This is a genomic window from Flavobacterium sp., from assembly GCF_044376915.1.
In the GTDB taxonomy this organism is placed as follows: Bacteria; Bacteroidota; Bacteroidia; order Flavobacteriales; family Flavobacteriaceae; genus Flavobacterium.
Map to the genome: position 1 here is coordinate 1 of NZ_JBILKB010000038.1, position 18,653 is coordinate 18,653.

Below are 18,653 nucleotides of genomic sequence, written 5' to 3' on the forward strand. Positions count from 1 at the left end.
GCCATTTAAATTGAAAATAGGGAACTTGATACCGAAAAGCATGAAAACTTGATGTTCCTTTATTTGATTTGATATCTTCTAAAATAGCTTTCATAACAATAAATTGACATTATAACATAAAAATGAATAAATAAAATTCAATATAGTGTTACAAATTAACAATTTTATGTTAAATCAAACAAACAAGTTTAAATAATTTTGAATATTAACTTTTATAAAATAATTTACTTTTAAATCAATACACAATGCAATCAATATCAGAATTTCTTAAAGAACCGTATTCATTGACTTTAGAACAAATTGATTTTTACCAAAAAAATCGATACATCAAATTGAAAGAAGTGCTAAATCAAGAAACAGTTGATTTCTTCAATGAAGCGATTACCAAGCAAGTAAATATCATGAATCAAGAGCAAACGGCACTTGAAGAAAGAACAACTTATGGAAAAGCATTTTTACAATTGTTCAATTTATGGTTAGAAAATGAAGTTGTTAAGGATCTAATTTTCAGTAAACGTATTGCAAAAATAGCATCGGATTTGATGCAAGTTAATGGTGTTCGATTATACCATGACCAAGCTTTATTTAAAGAAGCTGGAGGTGGCATTACACCTTGGCACGCCGATCAGTATTATTGGCCATTGGAAACTGATAAAACGGTAACGGCTTGGATTCCATTACAAGCTACACCTCTTGAAATGGGACCGATAGAATTTAGTGCAGGGAGTCATGCAATAGTAGAAGGACGCGAGTTAGAAATTGGTGATGAAAGTGAAGAATTGATTCAAAAAAAATTACGTGTAACCGATTTTAAACATGTGATTGAACCATTTGATATTGGTGAAATTAGCTTTCATTCGGGTTGGGTTTTTCATCGTGCAGGTGCAAATGTCACCAACGAAATGCGAAAAGTAATGACTATAATTTATATGGATAAAGATATGAAATTAAAAAATCCTGAAAATCAAAATCAGATTCACGATTGGAATACATGGTGTCCGGGTTCTAAAGTGGGTGAAATAATTAATTCGCCCATTAATCCTGTATTATATAGTGAATAATATGGAAATCAAATACATCTGTACTTTTTGGGGTTGTGAACATCTTTCAGCAAAACAATTTCTATCAAATGTGGTTGAAAATGACTACGATGGCGTAGAAATTAATTTTCCTGATGATAAACATTTTATTGCGGAATTTAATGCTGAATTAGAACGCATCAGAAATACTATAAACCCTAATTTTATTTTCATAGCCCAACAAGTGCTGCCAAATAAAAAAGAAACAGTTAACGAATATATTGATAGAATTACACAACGTTTAGAATTTTTAATCCAACTAAAACCAAATTATATTAATTCTCACACAGGAAAAGATTTTTTTGATTTTAGTGATAATTGTAAAATCATTGAAATCTGTAATCAACTTACACGAGTTTCTGGAATACCTATTTGGCACGAAATTCATCGAGGGCGGTTTTCATTTCATTTAAAAACATTAGTTAGTTACTTGGATATATTTCCAAAAATAAATTTAATAGCCGATTTTTCACATTTTTATGTAGTTTCGGAAAGTAATTTACACGATCAATACGATTTGCTTTCTAAAATATACCCAAATATTAAACACATTCATGCACGCATTGGTTTTGAACAAAGTCCACAAGTAAACAATCCTTTTGCACCAGAATGGAAAACCTATTTAGAACAGTATTTAAGTTGGTGGAAAGAAATTATAGCTATTCAAAAGAATAAAAAAAGTGCAATTTTTACCATTACTCCAGAGTTTGGACCTTTTCCCTATATGCCTCAAGAACCATTTACTAAGAAACCGCTTTCTAATCAATGGGAAATAAACCTTCAAATGAAAAACTATTTACAACAAAATCTTTAAATCATATGGCTAAAAATAACAAAAACTACATTCTTTTTATCGCATTAAGCGCCGCATTGGGTGGCTTATTATTTGGATATGATACAGCCGTTATATCTGGTGCTATAGGAAATTTGACCGAATTTTTTCATTTATCACCTGTTGAAACAGGTTGGGCAATTTCTAGCGCATTGGTGGGTTGTTTAATTGGTGCTTTTTTCTCCGATTTTTTAAGTGATACGTTTGGACGAAAAGTAACTATGCTCATTACAGCAATACTTTTTATTCTAAATTCTGTCGGAACGGCTTTCCCTAATTCGTTTACGATGTTTGTACTATTTCGTATTGTTGGTGGAATTGGTGTTGGAATTGCCTCGATGGTTGTACCTATGTATATTGCCGAAATTGCACCGCCTAAAAGACGCGGTGCCTTAGTAGGAAATTATCAACTGGCGATTGTAATTGGTATTGTGGTGGTATATTTTGTAAATTATTTTATTGCCTTACAGGGTGATGCCAATTGGAATTTGAATATCGGTTGGCGATGGATGTTTGGCTCTGAAATTATTCCTTCGATCCTATTTCTACTCTTTATTTTTCTAATTCCAGAAAGTCCTAGATGGTTATTTCAAAAAGGCGAAACCAGTAAAGCAATTGCAGTTCTTCAAAAATTAAATACAGCTGAAGAGGTAGCTCAAGTTCAATCTGAAATTGAAAATTCATTACATCAGGAAGAAAAAAATCAGTGGAAAAATTTAGGTAGTCCAATGTTTAAAAAAGCACTTTTTGTTGGTATCGGACTTTCTATTTTACAGCAATTAACCGGAATTAATGCCATATTGTATTATGCTCCAGAAATCTTTAAAAGCTTAGGAAGTTCTACCGATGTTTCGCTGTTAGAGACCAGTATTCTGGGTGTTGTGAATTTAATTTTCACTTTGTTTGCCATTAAATTAGTAGATAAAATGGGTAGAAAACCACTGCTTTACATCGGTTCTATCGGTATGACCATTGCCTTAGCTGCTGTTGGTCTTTTCATTTATTTTGATGCTGTTGGCAATTGGGTATTACCATTCTTACTGCTATTTATGGGTGCTTTTAGTATTTCTTGGGGTCCAATCGTATGGGTACTATTGTCTGAAATTTTCCCAACTAAAATAAGAAGTTTAGCTTTGGCGATTAGTGTTTTCATTCAATGGGTGGCAAATTTTGTAGTAACTCAATTTTTCCCTACTTTAGTAGAAAACCAATGGTTGAAAGATCATTTTAATGGCGCATTTCCATTTTACTTGTTTTCTGTAATTTGCTTATTTTCTTTATTTTTTGTTTGGAAAAAAGTGCCTGAAACCAAGAATAAAACTCTTGAAGAAATGGATACTTTATGGAAATAAAAAGAACCGTTTATTGTGTATTGTTTTTGCTTACAATTCTAAATGTAAATGCTCAAAACAATTCTAAGTTTGTAAATACTTTTATAGGAACTGATGGAACAGGCCATACGTTTCCAGGGCCTTCAATGCCTTTTGGAATGGTGCAACCAGGACCTGACAATTCAATTGAAGGTTGGAACCACACGAGCGGTTATCAATACAAAGACACATTACTTTTAGGTTTTTCTCAAATGCGTTTTAGTGGTACAGGAATTGGCGAAATGGGTAATATCCTATTATTACCATTCAATCAAAATAAAATAAAATACAAAAACAGTTATCATAAAGAGTCCGAAAAAGCGAGTGTTGGTTATTATACTTTAACTAAGAAAGATGGAATTAAAGTAGAATTAACGTGTTCAGAACGAGTTGCATTCCACAAGTATACTTATCCTGACAAAGAAGCACAATTGTTGTTAGATTTTCAACACGGTATCCAATTTCTAAACGATAGTTTGGTGTTAGAGAATGACATTAAAATTGAAAACAACACAACGATTTCAGGGTATTGTAAAACCAAAGGTTGGGTAACCAAAAAATATTTTTTTAGTATACATTTTGATACCCCTTTTTCTGCAATACAAGAGCTTCCGAAAGAAAAAAAGCAAAATGCACCCCTATTTAATATTAATTTTGAATTAGCTGATAATAAAATTTTACTTACGAAAATTGCATTATCTACAGTTAGTGTTGAAGGGGCACAATTGAACTTGAAATCTGAGATACCCCATTGGAACTTTGAAAAAGTAAACCTAAATGCCGAGATAGTTTGGAATGATTATCTCAACCGAATTGACATTGAAGCACCTCAAAAACAAAAAGAAATCTTCTATACTTCGCTGTACCATTTATTGTTACAACCTTCAAATATTGCTGATGTAGATGGAAAATATCGCGGCGCTAATGATGCAATCAATAATGCACCAAATAAGGAATACTACTCCACTCTATCGATTTGGGATATTTACAGAGGCGCTTTCCCGTTGTTGCAAATTATTGCGCCTGAAAAAATTGATGGAATTATAAATACCTTATTATTGCATCATAAAGCAGCTGGGTTTTTACCTATTTGGACGGCTTGGGGACAAGATAATTATTGTATGATTGGTAATCACGCAATACCGATGATTTTATCGGCTTACACCAATGGCTTTAAGGATTTTGATAAAGACGAAGCACTCAAAGCCATGATTGAAACTTCAACCAAAAGTCACATTAATTCCGATTGGGAATTGTATAATCAATATGGCTACTATCCCTTTGATAAATTAGATAATGAAGCCGTTTCAAGAACTTTAGAAAGTGGTTATGACGATTGGTGTATAGCGGAAATGGCTGAAAAATTGAACGATAAAGAAACCTATTCAAGTTTCACCAAAAGAGCTAATTTCTACAAAAATCTATTTGATACATCAACCCAACTCTTTCGAGGAAAAGATACCAAAGGCAATTGGAGAACGCCATTTGACCCTTTAACAGCTACCTCACCCATGAACAATCCGGGTGATTATACCGAAGCAAATGCTTGGCAATACTTTTGGACTCCAGCGCAATATGATGTAGAGGGTATGAAAAATCTATTGGGTGGAACATCGGCTTTCACCAAAAAACTAAATGATTTTTTCACCATTGAAAGTATCAATCCAAATAAATTTTTAGGACAAGAAGCCATGATTGGGCAATATGCTCATGGTAACGAACCGAGTCATCATATAGTGTATTTATATGCTTTTTCAGATACACCAAAAGTGGGACAAAAATACATTCATAAAATCATCAACGAATTTCACAACAATACACCAAATGGAATGATAGGTAACGACGATTGCGGTCAAATGAGTGCTTGGTATATTTTATCTTCATTAGGATTTTATCCTGTAAATCCAGCAAATAGCGAGTTTGTTTTGGGAGTGCCTCAAGTTAAAAACGCTACAATCCATTTAAAAAATAATAAAAAATTTACTATAAGTACATCTAATTTTTCTGAAGATAATAGTTATTCAAACACTCAAAAACTAAACAATATAGAATTAAGTAAACCAATTATAAACTATTCGGATATTATAAATGGTGGAACACTTAATTTTCAAATGACAAATCAATACTGATTATGAAAAAAACACATAAAGCACTACTAATTTTGACTTTATTCTCTTTGATATTACATGGTCAAAACCAAAATAAAGTGGCTGAAAAATATCAAATACTACCTTTTGGAAGCATAAAACCAACCGGTTGGCTGAAAACACAAATGCAAAAAGATGTTGATGGTTTTGTGGGCAACCTAGATAAATTGGTCCCTGACTTAATCAACGATCCTATTTACAGCTCAGGTAGATTGCATAAAAACAGTACGATTAAAGATTTAGGGAACAATAAAGAAGGAGATGCAGAAGGAAGCGATCAATACAAATGGTGGAACAGTGAGACACAATCCAATTGGTGGGATGGCTACATTCGAAATGTAATCCTATTGAATGACAAAGCAGGACTTAAAAAAGCAAAACAATATGTTCAAAAAGTTTTGAAATCGCAAGATGAAGATGGCTATATAGGTATTTACGATAAAGAATTACGGTATAAATTCAATTCAGAAAATGGTGAATTATGGTCAAAAGCCACTATGTATCGTGGTTTACTGGCGTATTATGAGTATTCAAAAGACAAAAAAGTATGGGATGCTATTGTGAAAGCTGTAGATAATGTAATGACAAATTATCCAATAGGTAAGTCAAGTCCATTTTTATCAGGCAAAGCTTTTAATGGAGGTGTTTCACATGGATTAACGTTTACCGATGTTTTAGATAAAATGTATCAAATCACAGGTGATACAAAATATGCAGACTATGCCCTATTTTTATTTTTAGATTTTAGCAAAACCTATCAATCCGAAAAAGATGTTCAATTAAATAATATTTTAAATCCAAACTACAAGCTACAATCACATGGTGTGCATACTTACGAGCATTTACGTCCTTTATTAGTTGCTACTTACGCTGCTAATAATTCTGAATTACAAAAAGCACTAGAAATTTACATTCAAAGAATTGTACAAGCTACAACTCTAACTGGTGGCCCTATAGGAGATGAATGGATTGCTGAAAGAAGTGCAGATGCAACCCATACAGGTTATGAATATTGTTCATTACATGAACTATTAGACAGTTACACCGTTTTATTACAAAAGCAAGGAAATCCAAAAACGGCAGAAGCAATAGAAACTATTTTCTACAATGCAGCACAAGGTTCTAGAAACCCGAATCATTCTTGTATTGCTTATCTAAAAACCGATAATTCGTTTGAAATGATGGGTACAAAAAATGGTGAAGTGGAGCCCAACCGAAATCAAACCAGATATAAGTACTCACCCGCACATCAAGATGTAGCCGTTTGTTGTAATCCCAATGCTGGTAGAATTACTCCTTATTTCATTGAGAAATCATGGCTAAAAGAAAACGAAAATACGCTTGTAAATGTGCTTTTAATGCCTAATTCTGTAGAAACAAAAATTCAAAATCAATTAATAAAAATTCAAACCATAACCGAATATCCTTATCAGAATGCATTTACTTTCAAAATTTCAAATCCTAATTATGTACAACCTATAATCAAAATTAGAAAACCATCATGGGTTACTAAAGTAATAACTAATGAAAGCTATGTTTTGGAAAATGATTTCATAGTTATTGATAGAAAATTTGCGAATGAAGATGAAATTCAAATTGAATTTAAAACCGAAATTCAAATTAATGAGGATAAAAATAAAGAGAAATACTTTAGCTACGGTGCATTGTTTTATGCGAAACCCATTGAAGCTATTGAGCAAAGAGGAAAATCATATTTCACTCATTTTGATGATTTAACCTATAAGCCAATTGATACCAATCGGTTTGAATTTATTGAGGATAATCAAGCTACTTTCAATAATGGTAAAATCATTTTGAAAGCAAAAAATAAAACAACCAATCAATTAGAAAACATTACGCTTATTCCATTTGGCAAAACCATTTTAAGACAAGTTAGTTTTAATAATAAATAATCGATAACCAAATACAGATTCCATTTATTTTGAAAAAGATTTTCGGTTCAAAAGTTTGAAGAGAAATTTTCAATTTCAACGAGTCGAACCAAAAACCTTCTTCATTTATTTGAAGAAGGTTTTTTTGTTCAAAATTTTAATTTCAATTATATACACATTCAATTTTCTAGTTAAACTGAATTATTGTATTGCTACTATGCTACATTTGATCACAATTAATTCAAACTCTTAAACAATTGATAAATATTTAAAAAAATATAATTATTTTTAATAATTATAGATAATAAATATTAAATTTGTGAAATATTATTAAAATTAACTGCTAAAATTATGAAATTATTTATTTTAAAATGGTATCCAATTATTCTTGCATTCATTTGTATGTTGTATTCCATTTCATTAGGCCTATCAGGTAAATATGATGAAGCATTATATTCTGCGCATTGGCCTGGAACTATATTATTATTTGCAATAGCAATACGTCAAAGAAGAACATCATGAGTATAGGATTTTTTATTATTGGAGGAATCATTTTTTCTGTCTACATTTTTTTCACCATTTATAACATTTATTATTCTGGGAAAAAACAAAAAGAAGAGAATTATCCCAATTTAGATGAAAGCGTAAAAAATAAAAACGGTCTACTTTAATTAGAAGACAGCGAAAAGATTTACCTTAAGTGGCTTAATCTAAATATTATACACAATCAAACACATAGAAATAATGAATACTATAATATTTAGTTTAAGCAATAATTTTGATACATACTTTAATTCAAAAAATACACGCAAAATTGAATTAATAATTCTACGTATAGCTGTTTTTTCTTTTTTATTGCATTTATTACTTATTTTTTTAGGTAATAATTTTTTATTTTTTCAACACTTTCAGCACAGTTACCTTAAAGCAATTTATACGCCTTTTAGCTTCATCCTTTTTTATGAAGTTTTTCTTTTAATTATTATCATTCCAAAATCGATTTCTGAATTTATAGGAAAACAATTTGAAGTAATTACACTAATTACGCTTCGAAGTTTCTTTCACGATATTGCTGAACTTGATTTAAAAGAATCGTTTACTATTTATAATACAGATTTTATAAGTTTAATATATGATTTATGCGCTGCAATTCTCATGCTAAGTTTGACCATTTTATATTATAAAATTTATCAAAATAATGGAAAATCAGATACTATCAATCAACTCAATAATTTTATTCAAATAAAAAAAATGGTATCAATTGGTATGATACTAATTTTATTGTTATTAAGTGTTTTTAGTTTTTACAATTGGTCTTATGATATGCTATTAGCTATAGAAACAGGCAATAACTTTCCAAGTTCAAACGCTGTTTTCTATTCTGATTTTTTTTCAATTATGATTTTTGTAGATGTCTTACTTTTGATTATTTCATTTACCTATCACTTTTCATTTTTCACCATTTTTAGAAATGCCAGTTTTATTATAACGACCATTTTAATAAGAATGTCACTAACAATCGAAAAACCAATGAACTATATCTTAATATTAATTGGCTTTTTATTTTCAATTTTCTCATTCTATTTGTTTGGTTTAAGAAAAAAAATAGGACAATAATCTATTAAAATTGACAATTAATTATTAGTGCTTTAAAAGATAATCGATGTATCCTAATCGAACCACCAATCAACTTTTTTTTTAGTACCTTTTTTTATATCGCTATTTTAATTACTTTTGTTTAATCATTTATAAATAAAGATAAACAAATTGAAACCTATAAGCCCACCAAATAGTAACGAACCGCTAACTGATAGTCAAATTGATCGCATTATTGAAATGGCATGGGAAGACCGAACCCCTTTTGATGCTATCAAATTTCAATTTGGATTGGTGGAGGCTGACGTAAAAGCCTTAATGAAAAAAGAACTCAAGTGGAGCAGTTACAAATTGTGGCGGACCCGTGTAGAAAATTGCAAAACCAAGCATAGTGCCAAACGGAATACAGACATTGTTCGATTCAAATGCACAAGACAACGTACTATTTCAAATAATAAAATTTCGAAACGATAAGGCTCATGGAAACCAAAAAACCTGATAATGTGGTGTATTCTGAATCGGAAGGCTATAATGCTAAATTAATGAACTATGCCACTAATGTGGGAGCACCAGTTATTCAAATAGATGATGTAGCTGCATTTAAGAGCAGAGGTATTAGAAGTGTTAATAAAGAATTTGAAAACAAGTTCAACGAACTCAAGCTACAATATGAAAATTTAATGAAAGAGTTTGAAAACAACGAATTAGTATATAATGCTAAATTCTCTTTTGAGCCGGTTATTGGCGAAATATACCATCTCTATCGTGGTACCGATGGACTTAACTTTTTATCCTTAATTTCTCCTGTAGAATGTGCTCGTGAACACCTTGGTTCTTTTAAACTCAACAGTGAAAAAAAATGGATCGCAGAATAGAACAACCTATTGCAACTGAACTCATAGCATTTGGTACTCTAAACAATTTATATAAAGCGATATTTAGTCATTTCGCCATGATTAATAAATCATTAAAGAATAAGCCTATACTTAACTAATTTTACTGAAAAACAAATCTATCATCTGCTATTTTTATGCTATTCGAGCGCGAAGGTTACTGTTACCGAAACACTAATTTCAAAAGATCCAATCGCTAAGGTTTCTTTAGGGGCTTCGTTACCATCGGCTGCCATGGCATAAGTTTTCATTTCAGAAAAGACGGATCGAGGGAATTGAGTAAATGAACTATCCGAAACCACCAAAGCCTTTCCTACTTTTTGTCCCGGCAATTCAGATACAAAATCCTTAGCTTTTTGTTTGGCAGCTACCATCGCATTTTTACGTGCTTGACTTTCATAAACCGTCAATTGAGAAGCCTTGAATTCGACACCTTGTATACTATTGATACCGGCATCCATAACCTCCAGCAATAAAGCATCATATTTGGAAAGATTTTTTAAATGTACTGTTAACGTTTGATGCGCTACATAGGAATGTTTTTTGGAAGCATCATCGTAGTTTTTATACAAACTCACCTGCTGTGTTTGAAAATCGGTGGGTGCAATACCAAAACGTTTGATTACTTTGATAACCTTATCGATTTGCTCATCGTTCTTCTTTTTTACTTCGACGGCATCTTTACCAGTATTCTCTACAGACAATGTTATCAATGCTTCATCGGGTGTCACTTTTAATTTTCCTTCACCTGTTACAGTAATTTGGGGTACTTGCTTTAATTCTTGTGCATGCACAACAGTAACAAATAGAAGGAGTACAACTACTAATTTTTTCATAGGTTCAATTTTTATTATATGATAGGTTACAAGGAATATGCCAAACTTAGAGTCTGTTGGTCTTTTCTAAAAAAAATAAAATTACTATTGGCACTAACAAAGCCGCTACAGTAAGTGTTTGCTCTGCGAATATTTGGGGTTCTCTAATCAATGTAATGAGAAAACCCCCTATTGCACCACCAAAGTGAGCTACGTGACCTATATTATCACGCTTGGTTTTCATACCATATATGGAAGCGAGTAAATACAAAAATCCAAAAACATAGCCGGGAATAAATCCGTACATGTAGATATGTGGTTCGATTAATATCGCACTGTAAATGATTCCGGTTACGGCTCCTGAAGCACCAACGGCTCTATAGTGGTACTCTTTATTGTGAAAATACAAAGTAAGTAAACTTCCCGACAACAAACTTCCAAAATAAAGCAAGAAAAAATAGCTGTTACTGAAATGATGCACTACATAAGGAGCGAATAAATACAAGGTAAACATATTGAAAAACAAATGCTGAAAATCGACATGTAAAAATCCCGAACTAAACATTCTAAACTTTTCCCCTGATTGAATGCTTCCGATGTGAAATTCATTTTTATTAAAAAACAAGCGGTCTTGTATCCCTTTATAACTGATAAGCACAGTTACACCAATCAAAGCTAATATACTTATCATCATTTTTATTTTTTTTGTAAATTTATGAATAGTTTGGCGAATTAACTTAGAACTAAAAAAGTATATTTGTAAAAAAATAACCGAATGCAACTACTTCTATATATTTTATTTTATCCAATAATATGGCTTATTTCGATATTGCCATTTCCGATTTTTTATTTATTTTCAGATGTTGTTTGTTTTTTAACCTATCGGGTTATAGGCTACCGAAAAAAAACAGTTAGAGAAAATCTAGCCCTCGCACTACCTCATTTATCTGAAAAAGAAAGACGTATAATAGAAAAGAAATTTTACAGTCATATGTGTGATTTGTTTTTGGAAATGATCAAAACATTGAGTATTTCACAAAAAGAAATCGAAAAACGTTTTACCTTTAGCAATTTGGATGTTTATCTAGAATTAGAGAAAAAAAATAAAAGTATTGCTGTCCTTTGTGCACATTATGCAAGTTACGAATGGGTAGTATCTATGAATTACTATATCAATCATAAAGGCTTTGGAATTTATAAAAAAATTGCAAATCCGTATTTTGATAAATTGGTCAAGAAAATTCGCTCAAAGTTCAAAGCCGAATTAATTACTACCAAAGAAACTATTGCTACCATTGCAAATAATTTCAATCAGGGTGAACTGTCTTTATATGGTTTTGCGAGCGATCAATCGCCAAAGAAAAATGCAGCATATCATTGGGCGTCTTTTATGGGACATGAAGTTCCCGTTCATACAGGTGCAGAAATGTTAGCCAAACGTTTTGACATGAATGTCATCTTTTTGCGTACCAAAAAAATAAAACGCGGATACTACCAAGCGAGTTTTGAAGTATTGTCTGAAGATGTCAAATCTGTTCCTAATTATGAAATTACAGATCGTTTCTTACAATTGGTAGAACAACAAATACTAGAAGCGCCCGAATATTACTTGTGGACCCACAAACGTTGGAAATACAGAAACACTAAACCGTAAACCAACTACTCACCCGCTCTTTCTCTGTCAATACTGCGGCTTTGTGACGGAACTCATTGGTCTTAGAGTTATATTCATAATCTGATCCCCAAACTGCATGGTGTTGGGCCAAAGCTAGAATACTATCACACACAAATTGAATTTCTTCCGTAGTTGTGGTAGGATGTATCGACATACGAATCCATCCCGGCTTTTGAATCAAGTCGCCAGAAGCAATTTGACACACAAGATTATGTGAGGTTTCTTGATCTACATGCAATAAATAATGGCCATATGTACCGGCACAACTACAGCCTCCTCTTGTTTGAATGCCAAATTTATCATTGAGTAATTTAACCCCTAAATTATAATGCAATTCATCAATATAGAATGAAATTACACCCAAACGATCTTGGTGTTGATCGGCTAGTATGTGTAAATTAGGAATAGCATTTAGACTGGAAAAAATATAGTTCACCAACTCATGTTCGCGCTGCAAAATATTGCTAACTCCCATTCTGTCTTTCAACTGAATGGCAAGTGCGGTTTTAATTACTTGTAAAAAACCCGGAGTTCCTCCATCTTCGCGATCCTCAATGTTATCGATATATTTGTGTTCGCCCCATGGATTGGTCCAACTTACGGTCCCTCCCCCTGGACAATCGGGGATGTTATTTTTATAGAGGTTTTTATTGAATATCAAAACTCCCGAAGTACCTGGTCCACCTAAAAATTTATGGGGTGAAAAAAAGATAGCGTCCAAATAGGCATCGGCTGCTGGCGGATGCATATCAATCGCAACATAAGGACCCGAACAAGCAAAATCTACAAAACACACCCCGTTATGCTGGTGCATCAGTTGTGCTACTTCATGATAAGGCGTTCGAATACCTGTTACGTTAGAACAGGATGTAATGGACGCAATTTTAAAACTTCGGTGTTTGTATTTATCCAATAATACTTGTAAAGCTTCCAAACTAAACAAACCAGATGCGTCCGCCGGAATTACTTCTACATCGGCAATTGTTTCTAACCAAGAGGTTTGATTGGAATGATGCTCCATGTGTGAAATAAAAACGATAGGTTTTAGGGCTTCAGGAATAACTGCATATTCCTTTAAATTTTCTGGAATTCTGAGTCCCAAAATACGTTGGAATTTATTAACAACACCGGTCATACCTGTACCGTCAGTAATTAATATATCATCAGAATTGGCATTCACATGATGCTTGATAATATGACGTGCTTCATGATACGCTAAGGTCATCGCCGTTCCTGTCACCGTGGTTTCGGTATGGGTGTTGGCAACAAATGGACCAAATTCATTCATTAATTTTTCTTCGATAGGCCGGTACAATCTTCCGCTGGCCGTCCAATCGGTATAAATGATTTTTTGAGTTCCAAAGGGAGTCGTAAATGATTGATCTACCCCTATGATATCTTTTCTAAAATCGCTAAAATAAAGTTCTAATTGACTTTTCATTGTCGCAGTATAACGGTTCAATTATTCTTTGGTTTGTCGCTCATACAAAACCGTTTCAACAGTTTCGAATTCAGTTGGTTTCTCGGCACTAACAAAGTACTTCACAAGTATTTGCCCCCATAAATCGCCATTTGAAAATTCAGCAATCAACCAACGGTGATTCAATATCTTAGAGGTATTCACGATGAAAGATTTACCATCAATTGGCTCATAAGGAACTAAACGATTTCCGTTTTTACTTTCATTCAAAACGATCAAATCTTCTTTAACTTTAGTAGCCACTTTTTGATAGTCCAAGTTGTTGCTGAAGAAATATTCTTGTGCATCTTCATCACTTTCTAAAGCAAAATAATTTGCACTTGACAATTGCATCACAGAATCGCGAGACGATTTCAAGTGTGTCTTTATTTTTTGAACTTCTGTCTCTTTTCCGTTTAATATTTTAGTGGAATTTACAAATTGAAATACATTGAACAAAAGTGAAAAAACTAACGCATATAAAATAACATTTTTCATGTGTAAGGAATTAAATTGTAATTTCTAAATTATCATAAGCCACAAATACATTAGGCGGCAATTGCTTTTGTATTTCGGCATGAAAACCAAATAAGTGACTGATGTGGGTCAAATACGTTTTTTGTGGCTGCACCAAAGATATAAAATGTAACGCTTCTTCTAAATTAAAATGTGTCGTATGAGATTCTTCGCGTAAACAATTTATTACCAATACCTTACAATTCAATATTTTATTCCTTTCGGCCTCATCCATACTTTTTACATCGGTTAAATACACAAAATCATGGAATTTATATCCAAAAACTTGCAGGTTTCCATGCCAAGCATTAATGGGTTCAATTTTACAATTACGAACATAAAAAGAAGTGTTTTCAATAACTTGATGCGGAGTCACCGAAGGAGCTCCCGGATATTTATCATCCGTTTGGAAAATATAATCAAAACGTTTTTCAAGATTTTTCAATACACGGTCGTGTGCATAAATTTTGATGTTTCCTTGTTTAAAATAAAAAGGACGAATATCATCCAAACCTGCCGTATGATCAGCGTGTTCATGGGTAAACAATAAGGCATCAATATGTTGGCATTTTGAGGTCAGCATTTGTTGTCTAAAATCGGGGCCACAGTCTACCACAATAGAAGTATCATCGATTTGGATCCAAATGGAAACCCGCAACCTTTGATCGCGCGTATCGGTACTCATACAAACAGAATGTTGACTTCCAATTACTGGAATTCCTTGTGAAGTACCGGTTCCTAAAAAGTAGACTTTCAATTCTTTTTTTACAAAAATAAGAATATTTACCTTATTTTTTGATAAAATAACTAACTTTGCAACAAATGCATTTTTAACATTAAATGTTAGGTCAAAAGCCCAAAATATACTGATATGGTTACTGATATTAAAGTTCGTGGTGACAAAGCAATAGAACAAATTCCATCTACTAAAGATAAAGCATTGAGAATTAATCTGAATGAAAATATCTACGGTACATTTGCTGAAATTGGTGCGGGACAAGAAACCGTTCGTAATTTTTTTAGAGCAGGTGCTTCTTCAGGAACCATTGCAAAAGCGATGTCGGCCTACGACAAAGACTTTAGCGACGCTATTTATGGTGAAGAAGTTGATGGACGTTATGTAACTGAAAGTCGTCTCAAAAAAATGTTGTCGCACGAAATCAATCTTGTAGAACAACGTTTAAAAAGAGACAAACATCCTAATAAATTATTTTTTAGTTATGCAAATACCGTTGCAACCATTGATTTTGCGAAACAATTCAAAGGACACGGTTGGGTTGGAATTGTATACCAGGTAGAACCGGATGAAGCATATAACGAAATTACACTACACATTCGATTCAAAGAGAATGACGCCAAACTGCAACAAGAAACGCTAGGAATATTAGGGGTGAATTTAATTTATGGTGCCTTTTACAAATACAATGATCCTAAAAAATTATTGCGCTACCTCTATGATCATTTAGATAAAGACCAAATTGAAATTGATACCATTAATTTTTCGGGACCACGTTTTGCAAACGTTGACAACCGTTTGATGAGTTTACAATTGGTTAAAAATGGCATGACAGATGCCGTAATGTTTGGACCAGACGGAAAAAACATTCTACCCGCTGCAGTATTATATAAGAAAAACATTTTAGCCCTTCGTGGAAGTTTTAGACCGGTGACCAAAGTAAACATGGACATGTATGAAGAATCCTATAACATGTTCATTCAAGAAAACAAAGTAGACAAAGAAAACACCTTTGTGGTCTTTGAAATTACACTCTCCAACTTAAAAGCCGAAGGTGAAATTGACGAACGCGATTTCTTAGATCGGGCAGAATTGCTTTGTAAATTGGGACAAACCGTAATGATTTCTAATTTCCAAGAATACTTTAAAGTAGTTGAATATTTCTCAAATTACTCGAAAGCCAGAATGGGATTAGCCATGGGAGTTAGCAACTTAGTCGAAATTTTTGACGAAAAATACTACCGCCATTTATCAGGTGGAATATTAGAAGCCTTTGGTAAACTTTTCTATCGCGATTTAAAAGTGTATTTGTATCCAATGAAAGATGAAGACGGCAACATCATCACTTCTGAAAATTTAAAAGTACATCCACGGATGAAAGAATTATACAAATTCTTTAAATTCAATGGTAAAGTAATTGATATTAAAGATTACGAAGAAAAAAATCTGGCTATTTTCTCAAGAAAAGTACTTAAAATGATTTGTAGCGATGAATCGGGTTGGGAAGAAATGCTACCCGATGGAACTGCAGATATTATCAAAAAAGAAAAGTTGTTTTCTTATGCTTGCGAAATTGACTTAAAAGGATCAGCATCCAACGAATAAGAATTAAACCACGTAAATCGTGGTTTTTTCATTCAATACCTATAATTGCATACAAATGAACATTCGACTTCTCACTATTGGTAAAACCGACAACAAAGACCTTCAGACGTTAATTGATGACTACACCAAGCGTTTGTCTTTTTATGTGAAATTTGATTTGGATATCATTCCCGACATCAAGAATGTCAAGAATTTGTCGGAAGCCCAACAAAAAGAAAAGGAAGGCGAACTCATTTTGGCAAAAATTGGTACAACCGATCAATTAATTCTCCTAGATGAAAACGGAAAAACGTTTAGCAGTATTGGTTTTTCAGACTATTTGCAAAAGAAAATGAATACCGGGATCAAAACTTTAGTTTTTGTCATTGGCGGACCTTATGGCTTTAGCGAAACAGTCTATCATAAAGCACAAGGAAAAGTGTCCTTATCTGAAATGACATTTTCTCACCAAATGGTGCGTTTGTTTGTCATTGAACAATTGTACAGAGGATTTACTATATTACGAAACGAACCCTATCATCACCAATAAGATGCAAAAATATTGCATCAATACACAAAAACATCTTGTACTTGTAATCCTTTAGTTTGTGCAAATACAAGTCCCTTAACAAGATTTTCATACGAACTGTTTTTATCAAAACAAAAATTTAATTTTAGTGATTTGTCACTTGGTATTTGTGTCAAATAGGTTGCTAAATCTTCGTTTTCTAGGGCAACATCATTTACAATAATCGTATTGTTTTTATCAAAATAAATTCGAACCCCAAATTTAGGCACACCCGATGTAAAATTCATTTTAGTAATGGGAAGAAATGCCAATTGTTTTTGAATACGGTTGGAATAGGAAAAGTAATTTTCAGAACCCGCGCTTTTATGTGCACTCCCCTCCTTTTTAGCTAGTAATTTTTGCAATTCAGGTGTCACTAATCGCAAGGGCAATCGTTTATCGATGTTAAAAATCCAATTGGTCGAACTTATAGAATTTTTTCGATTCACATCGACCAACGTATCTTTTCCTTCTGTTTTAAAAAACAGATAAATAGGGGAATGATCTACAACATCCGCTTGAATTGTTTTATCGATTTGTGGTAATAATACCGCTTTTTCCTGACATGAAAACAAACTCAAAAACCCAATTATCAAAACTATTTTTTTCATTGCAATTGACTGACTAGCTGTATACATTCCACCGCTTCTTTTACATCGTGCACTCGTAAAATAGTAGCACCTTTTTGTAATGCTATAGTATGGATAACCGAAGTCCCGTTCAAAGCTTCATGAGGAGTAGTTTCTAATACGTTATAAATCATTGATTTTCTTGAAACACCCGCCAATATAGGTAATTCTAAGTGTTTGAATACTTCCAATTTAGAAAGCACTTCATAATTTTGATTTAGTGTCTTTGCAAATCCAAATCCGGGATCAATAATGAGATCCGAAATGCCGTAACTTCTGGCTTTTTGAATGCGCTCTGAGAAATAGAAAATCATTTCTTTTACCACATCATCATATTGGGTAAGCGTTTGCATGGTTTGAGGAGTTCCGCGCATGTGCATCATGATGTAAGGAACTTTCAATTCAGCAACTGTTGGCAACATCCTTTCGTCTAAACAACCCGCAGAAATATCATTAATCATAGCCACTCCTTCATCAACAGCTGATTTGGCTACTGATGCCCTAAAGGTATCCACGGACAAAACAATATCTGGAAAGGTATCAAGTACTCCTTTTACAACTTTTTTTAAACGGTTGGCTTCTTCTTGCTCAGAGACAAATTCAGCACTCGGTTTGCTTGAATACGCCCCTATATCGATAATAGCAGCCCCTTCTGAAAGCATTTTATCTATTTGACGAATAATGGCATTCATTTCCGTGTGTTTACCACCATCATAAAACGAATTTGGCGTAACATTTACTATTCCCATTACTTTTGGTTGGGATAAATCGATAAGCGTTCCGTTGCAATTGATTGTCATTTGATTTCTTTTTACTTTTGACTTTTCACTTTTGACTTAATTCATTACTTTTGGAAAAAATT

The 18,653-nt window shown here is 32.8% G+C and carries 19 protein-coding genes; 12 read left to right on the forward strand and 7 right to left on the reverse strand.

Annotated features, from left to right (window positions below):
* Positions 1-245: 245 nt before the first annotated feature.
* From ACIQ6Z_RS05565 to ACIQ6Z_RS05605, 9 genes are all read left to right on the forward strand, one after another.
* Positions 246-1,061 carry a phytanoyl-CoA dioxygenase family protein gene (locus ACIQ6Z_RS05565; protein ID WP_396209943.1) on the forward strand — a complete coding sequence of 272 codons (816 nt, stop codon included), beginning with the start codon at positions 246-248 and terminating at the stop codon, positions 1,059-1,061.
* 1 nt (position 1,062) lies between these two features.
* Positions 1,063-1,893 (forward strand): sugar phosphate isomerase/epimerase family protein, encoded by an 831-nt coding sequence (locus ACIQ6Z_RS05570; RefSeq protein ID WP_396209944.1) that lies wholly within the window; start codon positions 1,063-1,065, stop codon positions 1,891-1,893.
* Positions 1,894-1,898: 5 nt separating this feature from the next.
* Positions 1,899-3,263, forward strand: coding sequence for a sugar porter family MFS transporter (locus ACIQ6Z_RS05575; protein WP_396209945.1), 1,365 nt, complete (start codon positions 1,899-1,901; stop codon positions 3,261-3,263).
* The gene (locus ACIQ6Z_RS05580; protein WP_396209946.1) at positions 3,254-5,410 is read left to right on the forward strand and encodes a GH92 family glycosyl hydrolase; all 2,157 of its coding nucleotides are present in this window, start codon (positions 3,254-3,256) and stop codon (positions 5,408-5,410) included. The genes ACIQ6Z_RS05575 and ACIQ6Z_RS05580 overlap by 10 nt, the downstream gene beginning before the upstream one ends.
* A gap of 2 nt (positions 5,411-5,412) precedes the next feature.
* Complete coding sequence (locus ACIQ6Z_RS05585; protein ID WP_396209947.1) at positions 5,413-7,341, forward strand: beta-L-arabinofuranosidase domain-containing protein; 1,929 nt, start codon at positions 5,413-5,415, stop codon at positions 7,339-7,341.
* A gap of 497 nt (positions 7,342-7,838) precedes the next feature.
* Positions 7,839-7,991, forward strand: a complete 153-nt coding sequence (locus ACIQ6Z_RS05590) for a hypothetical protein (RefSeq protein WP_396209948.1) — start codon at positions 7,839-7,841, stop codon at positions 7,989-7,991.
* A gap of 73 nt (positions 7,992-8,064) precedes the next feature.
* Positions 8,065-8,937, forward strand: a complete 873-nt coding sequence (locus ACIQ6Z_RS05595; protein WP_396209949.1) for a hypothetical protein — start codon at positions 8,065-8,067, stop codon at positions 8,935-8,937.
* Positions 8,938-9,087: 150 nt separating this feature from the next.
* Positions 9,088-9,390, forward strand: a complete 303-nt coding sequence (locus ACIQ6Z_RS05600; protein ID WP_396209950.1) for a TIGR03643 family protein — start codon at positions 9,088-9,090, stop codon at positions 9,388-9,390.
* A gap of 5 nt (positions 9,391-9,395) precedes the next feature.
* Positions 9,396-9,791 carry a DUF2452 domain-containing protein gene (locus ACIQ6Z_RS05605; RefSeq protein WP_396209951.1) on the forward strand — a complete coding sequence of 132 codons (396 nt, stop codon included), beginning with the start codon at positions 9,396-9,398 and terminating at the stop codon, positions 9,789-9,791.
* 158 nt (positions 9,792-9,949) lie between these two features.
* Here the strand turns inward: ACIQ6Z_RS05605 and ACIQ6Z_RS05610 are convergent, their stop codons facing one another.
* Positions 9,950-10,645 (reverse strand): SIMPL domain-containing protein, encoded by a 696-nt coding sequence (locus ACIQ6Z_RS05610; RefSeq protein WP_396209952.1) that lies wholly within the window; start codon positions 10,643-10,645, stop codon positions 9,950-9,952.
* Positions 10,646-10,691: 46 nt separating this feature from the next.
* On the reverse strand, positions 10,692-11,318 hold the full coding sequence (locus tag ACIQ6Z_RS05615; protein ID WP_396209953.1) for a rhomboid family intramembrane serine protease: 627 nt from the start codon (positions 11,316-11,318) through the stop codon (positions 10,692-10,694).
* Between the two features lie 81 nt (positions 11,319-11,399).
* On the opposite strand from ACIQ6Z_RS05615, the gene ACIQ6Z_RS05620 reads away from it, so the two are divergent.
* Positions 11,400-12,278 carry a lysophospholipid acyltransferase family protein gene (locus tag ACIQ6Z_RS05620; RefSeq protein WP_396209954.1) on the forward strand — a complete coding sequence of 293 codons (879 nt, stop codon included), beginning with the start codon at positions 11,400-11,402 and terminating at the stop codon, positions 12,276-12,278.
* Here the strand turns inward: ACIQ6Z_RS05620 and ACIQ6Z_RS05625 are convergent.
* The 3 genes from ACIQ6Z_RS05625 to ACIQ6Z_RS05635 are packed head-to-tail and all read right to left on the reverse strand — an operon-like array spanning position 12,268 to position 15,031.
* Positions 12,268-13,740 (reverse strand): aminotransferase class V-fold PLP-dependent enzyme, encoded by a 1,473-nt coding sequence (locus ACIQ6Z_RS05625; protein ID WP_396209955.1) that lies wholly within the window; start codon positions 13,738-13,740, stop codon positions 12,268-12,270. The two genes, ACIQ6Z_RS05620 and ACIQ6Z_RS05625, sit on opposite strands and share 11 nt — an antisense overlap.
* A 21-nt stretch (positions 13,741-13,761) precedes the next feature.
* Complete coding sequence (locus tag ACIQ6Z_RS05630) at positions 13,762-14,256, reverse strand: hydrolase (RefSeq protein ID WP_396209956.1); 495 nt, start codon at positions 14,254-14,256, stop codon at positions 13,762-13,764.
* 10 nt (positions 14,257-14,266) lie between these two features.
* Entirely contained in the window at positions 14,267-15,031 is a 765-nt protein-coding gene (locus tag ACIQ6Z_RS05635; protein ID WP_396209957.1) for an MBL fold metallo-hydrolase, read from the reverse strand.
* A gap of 114 nt (positions 15,032-15,145) precedes the next feature.
* Here ACIQ6Z_RS05635 and ACIQ6Z_RS05640 point away from each other — a divergent pair, with 114 nt between their 5' ends.
* Entirely contained in the window at positions 15,146-16,615 is a 1,470-nt protein-coding gene (locus ACIQ6Z_RS05640) for a TonB-dependent receptor (protein WP_396209958.1), read from the forward strand.
* Between the two features lie 55 nt (positions 16,616-16,670).
* On the forward strand, positions 16,671-17,144 hold the full coding sequence (gene rlmH / locus ACIQ6Z_RS05645) for a 23S rRNA (pseudouridine(1915)-N(3))-methyltransferase RlmH (RefSeq protein WP_396209959.1): 474 nt from the start codon (positions 16,671-16,673) through the stop codon (positions 17,142-17,144).
* A gap of 17 nt (positions 17,145-17,161) precedes the next feature.
* On the opposite strand, the gene ACIQ6Z_RS05650 is transcribed toward rlmH, so the two are convergent.
* Both ACIQ6Z_RS05650 and folP read right to left on the reverse strand, forming a co-directional pair.
* On the reverse strand, positions 17,162-17,773 hold the full coding sequence (locus ACIQ6Z_RS05650) for a hypothetical protein (RefSeq protein WP_396209960.1): 612 nt from the start codon (positions 17,771-17,773) through the stop codon (positions 17,162-17,164).
* Positions 17,770-18,591: a dihydropteroate synthase gene (gene folP, locus ACIQ6Z_RS05655; protein ID WP_396209961.1), complete on the reverse strand. Its 822-nt coding sequence runs from the start codon at positions 18,589-18,591 to the stop codon at positions 17,770-17,772. The genes ACIQ6Z_RS05650 and folP overlap by 4 nt, the downstream gene beginning before the upstream one ends.
* Between the last annotated feature and the right edge of the window lie 62 nt (positions 18,592-18,653).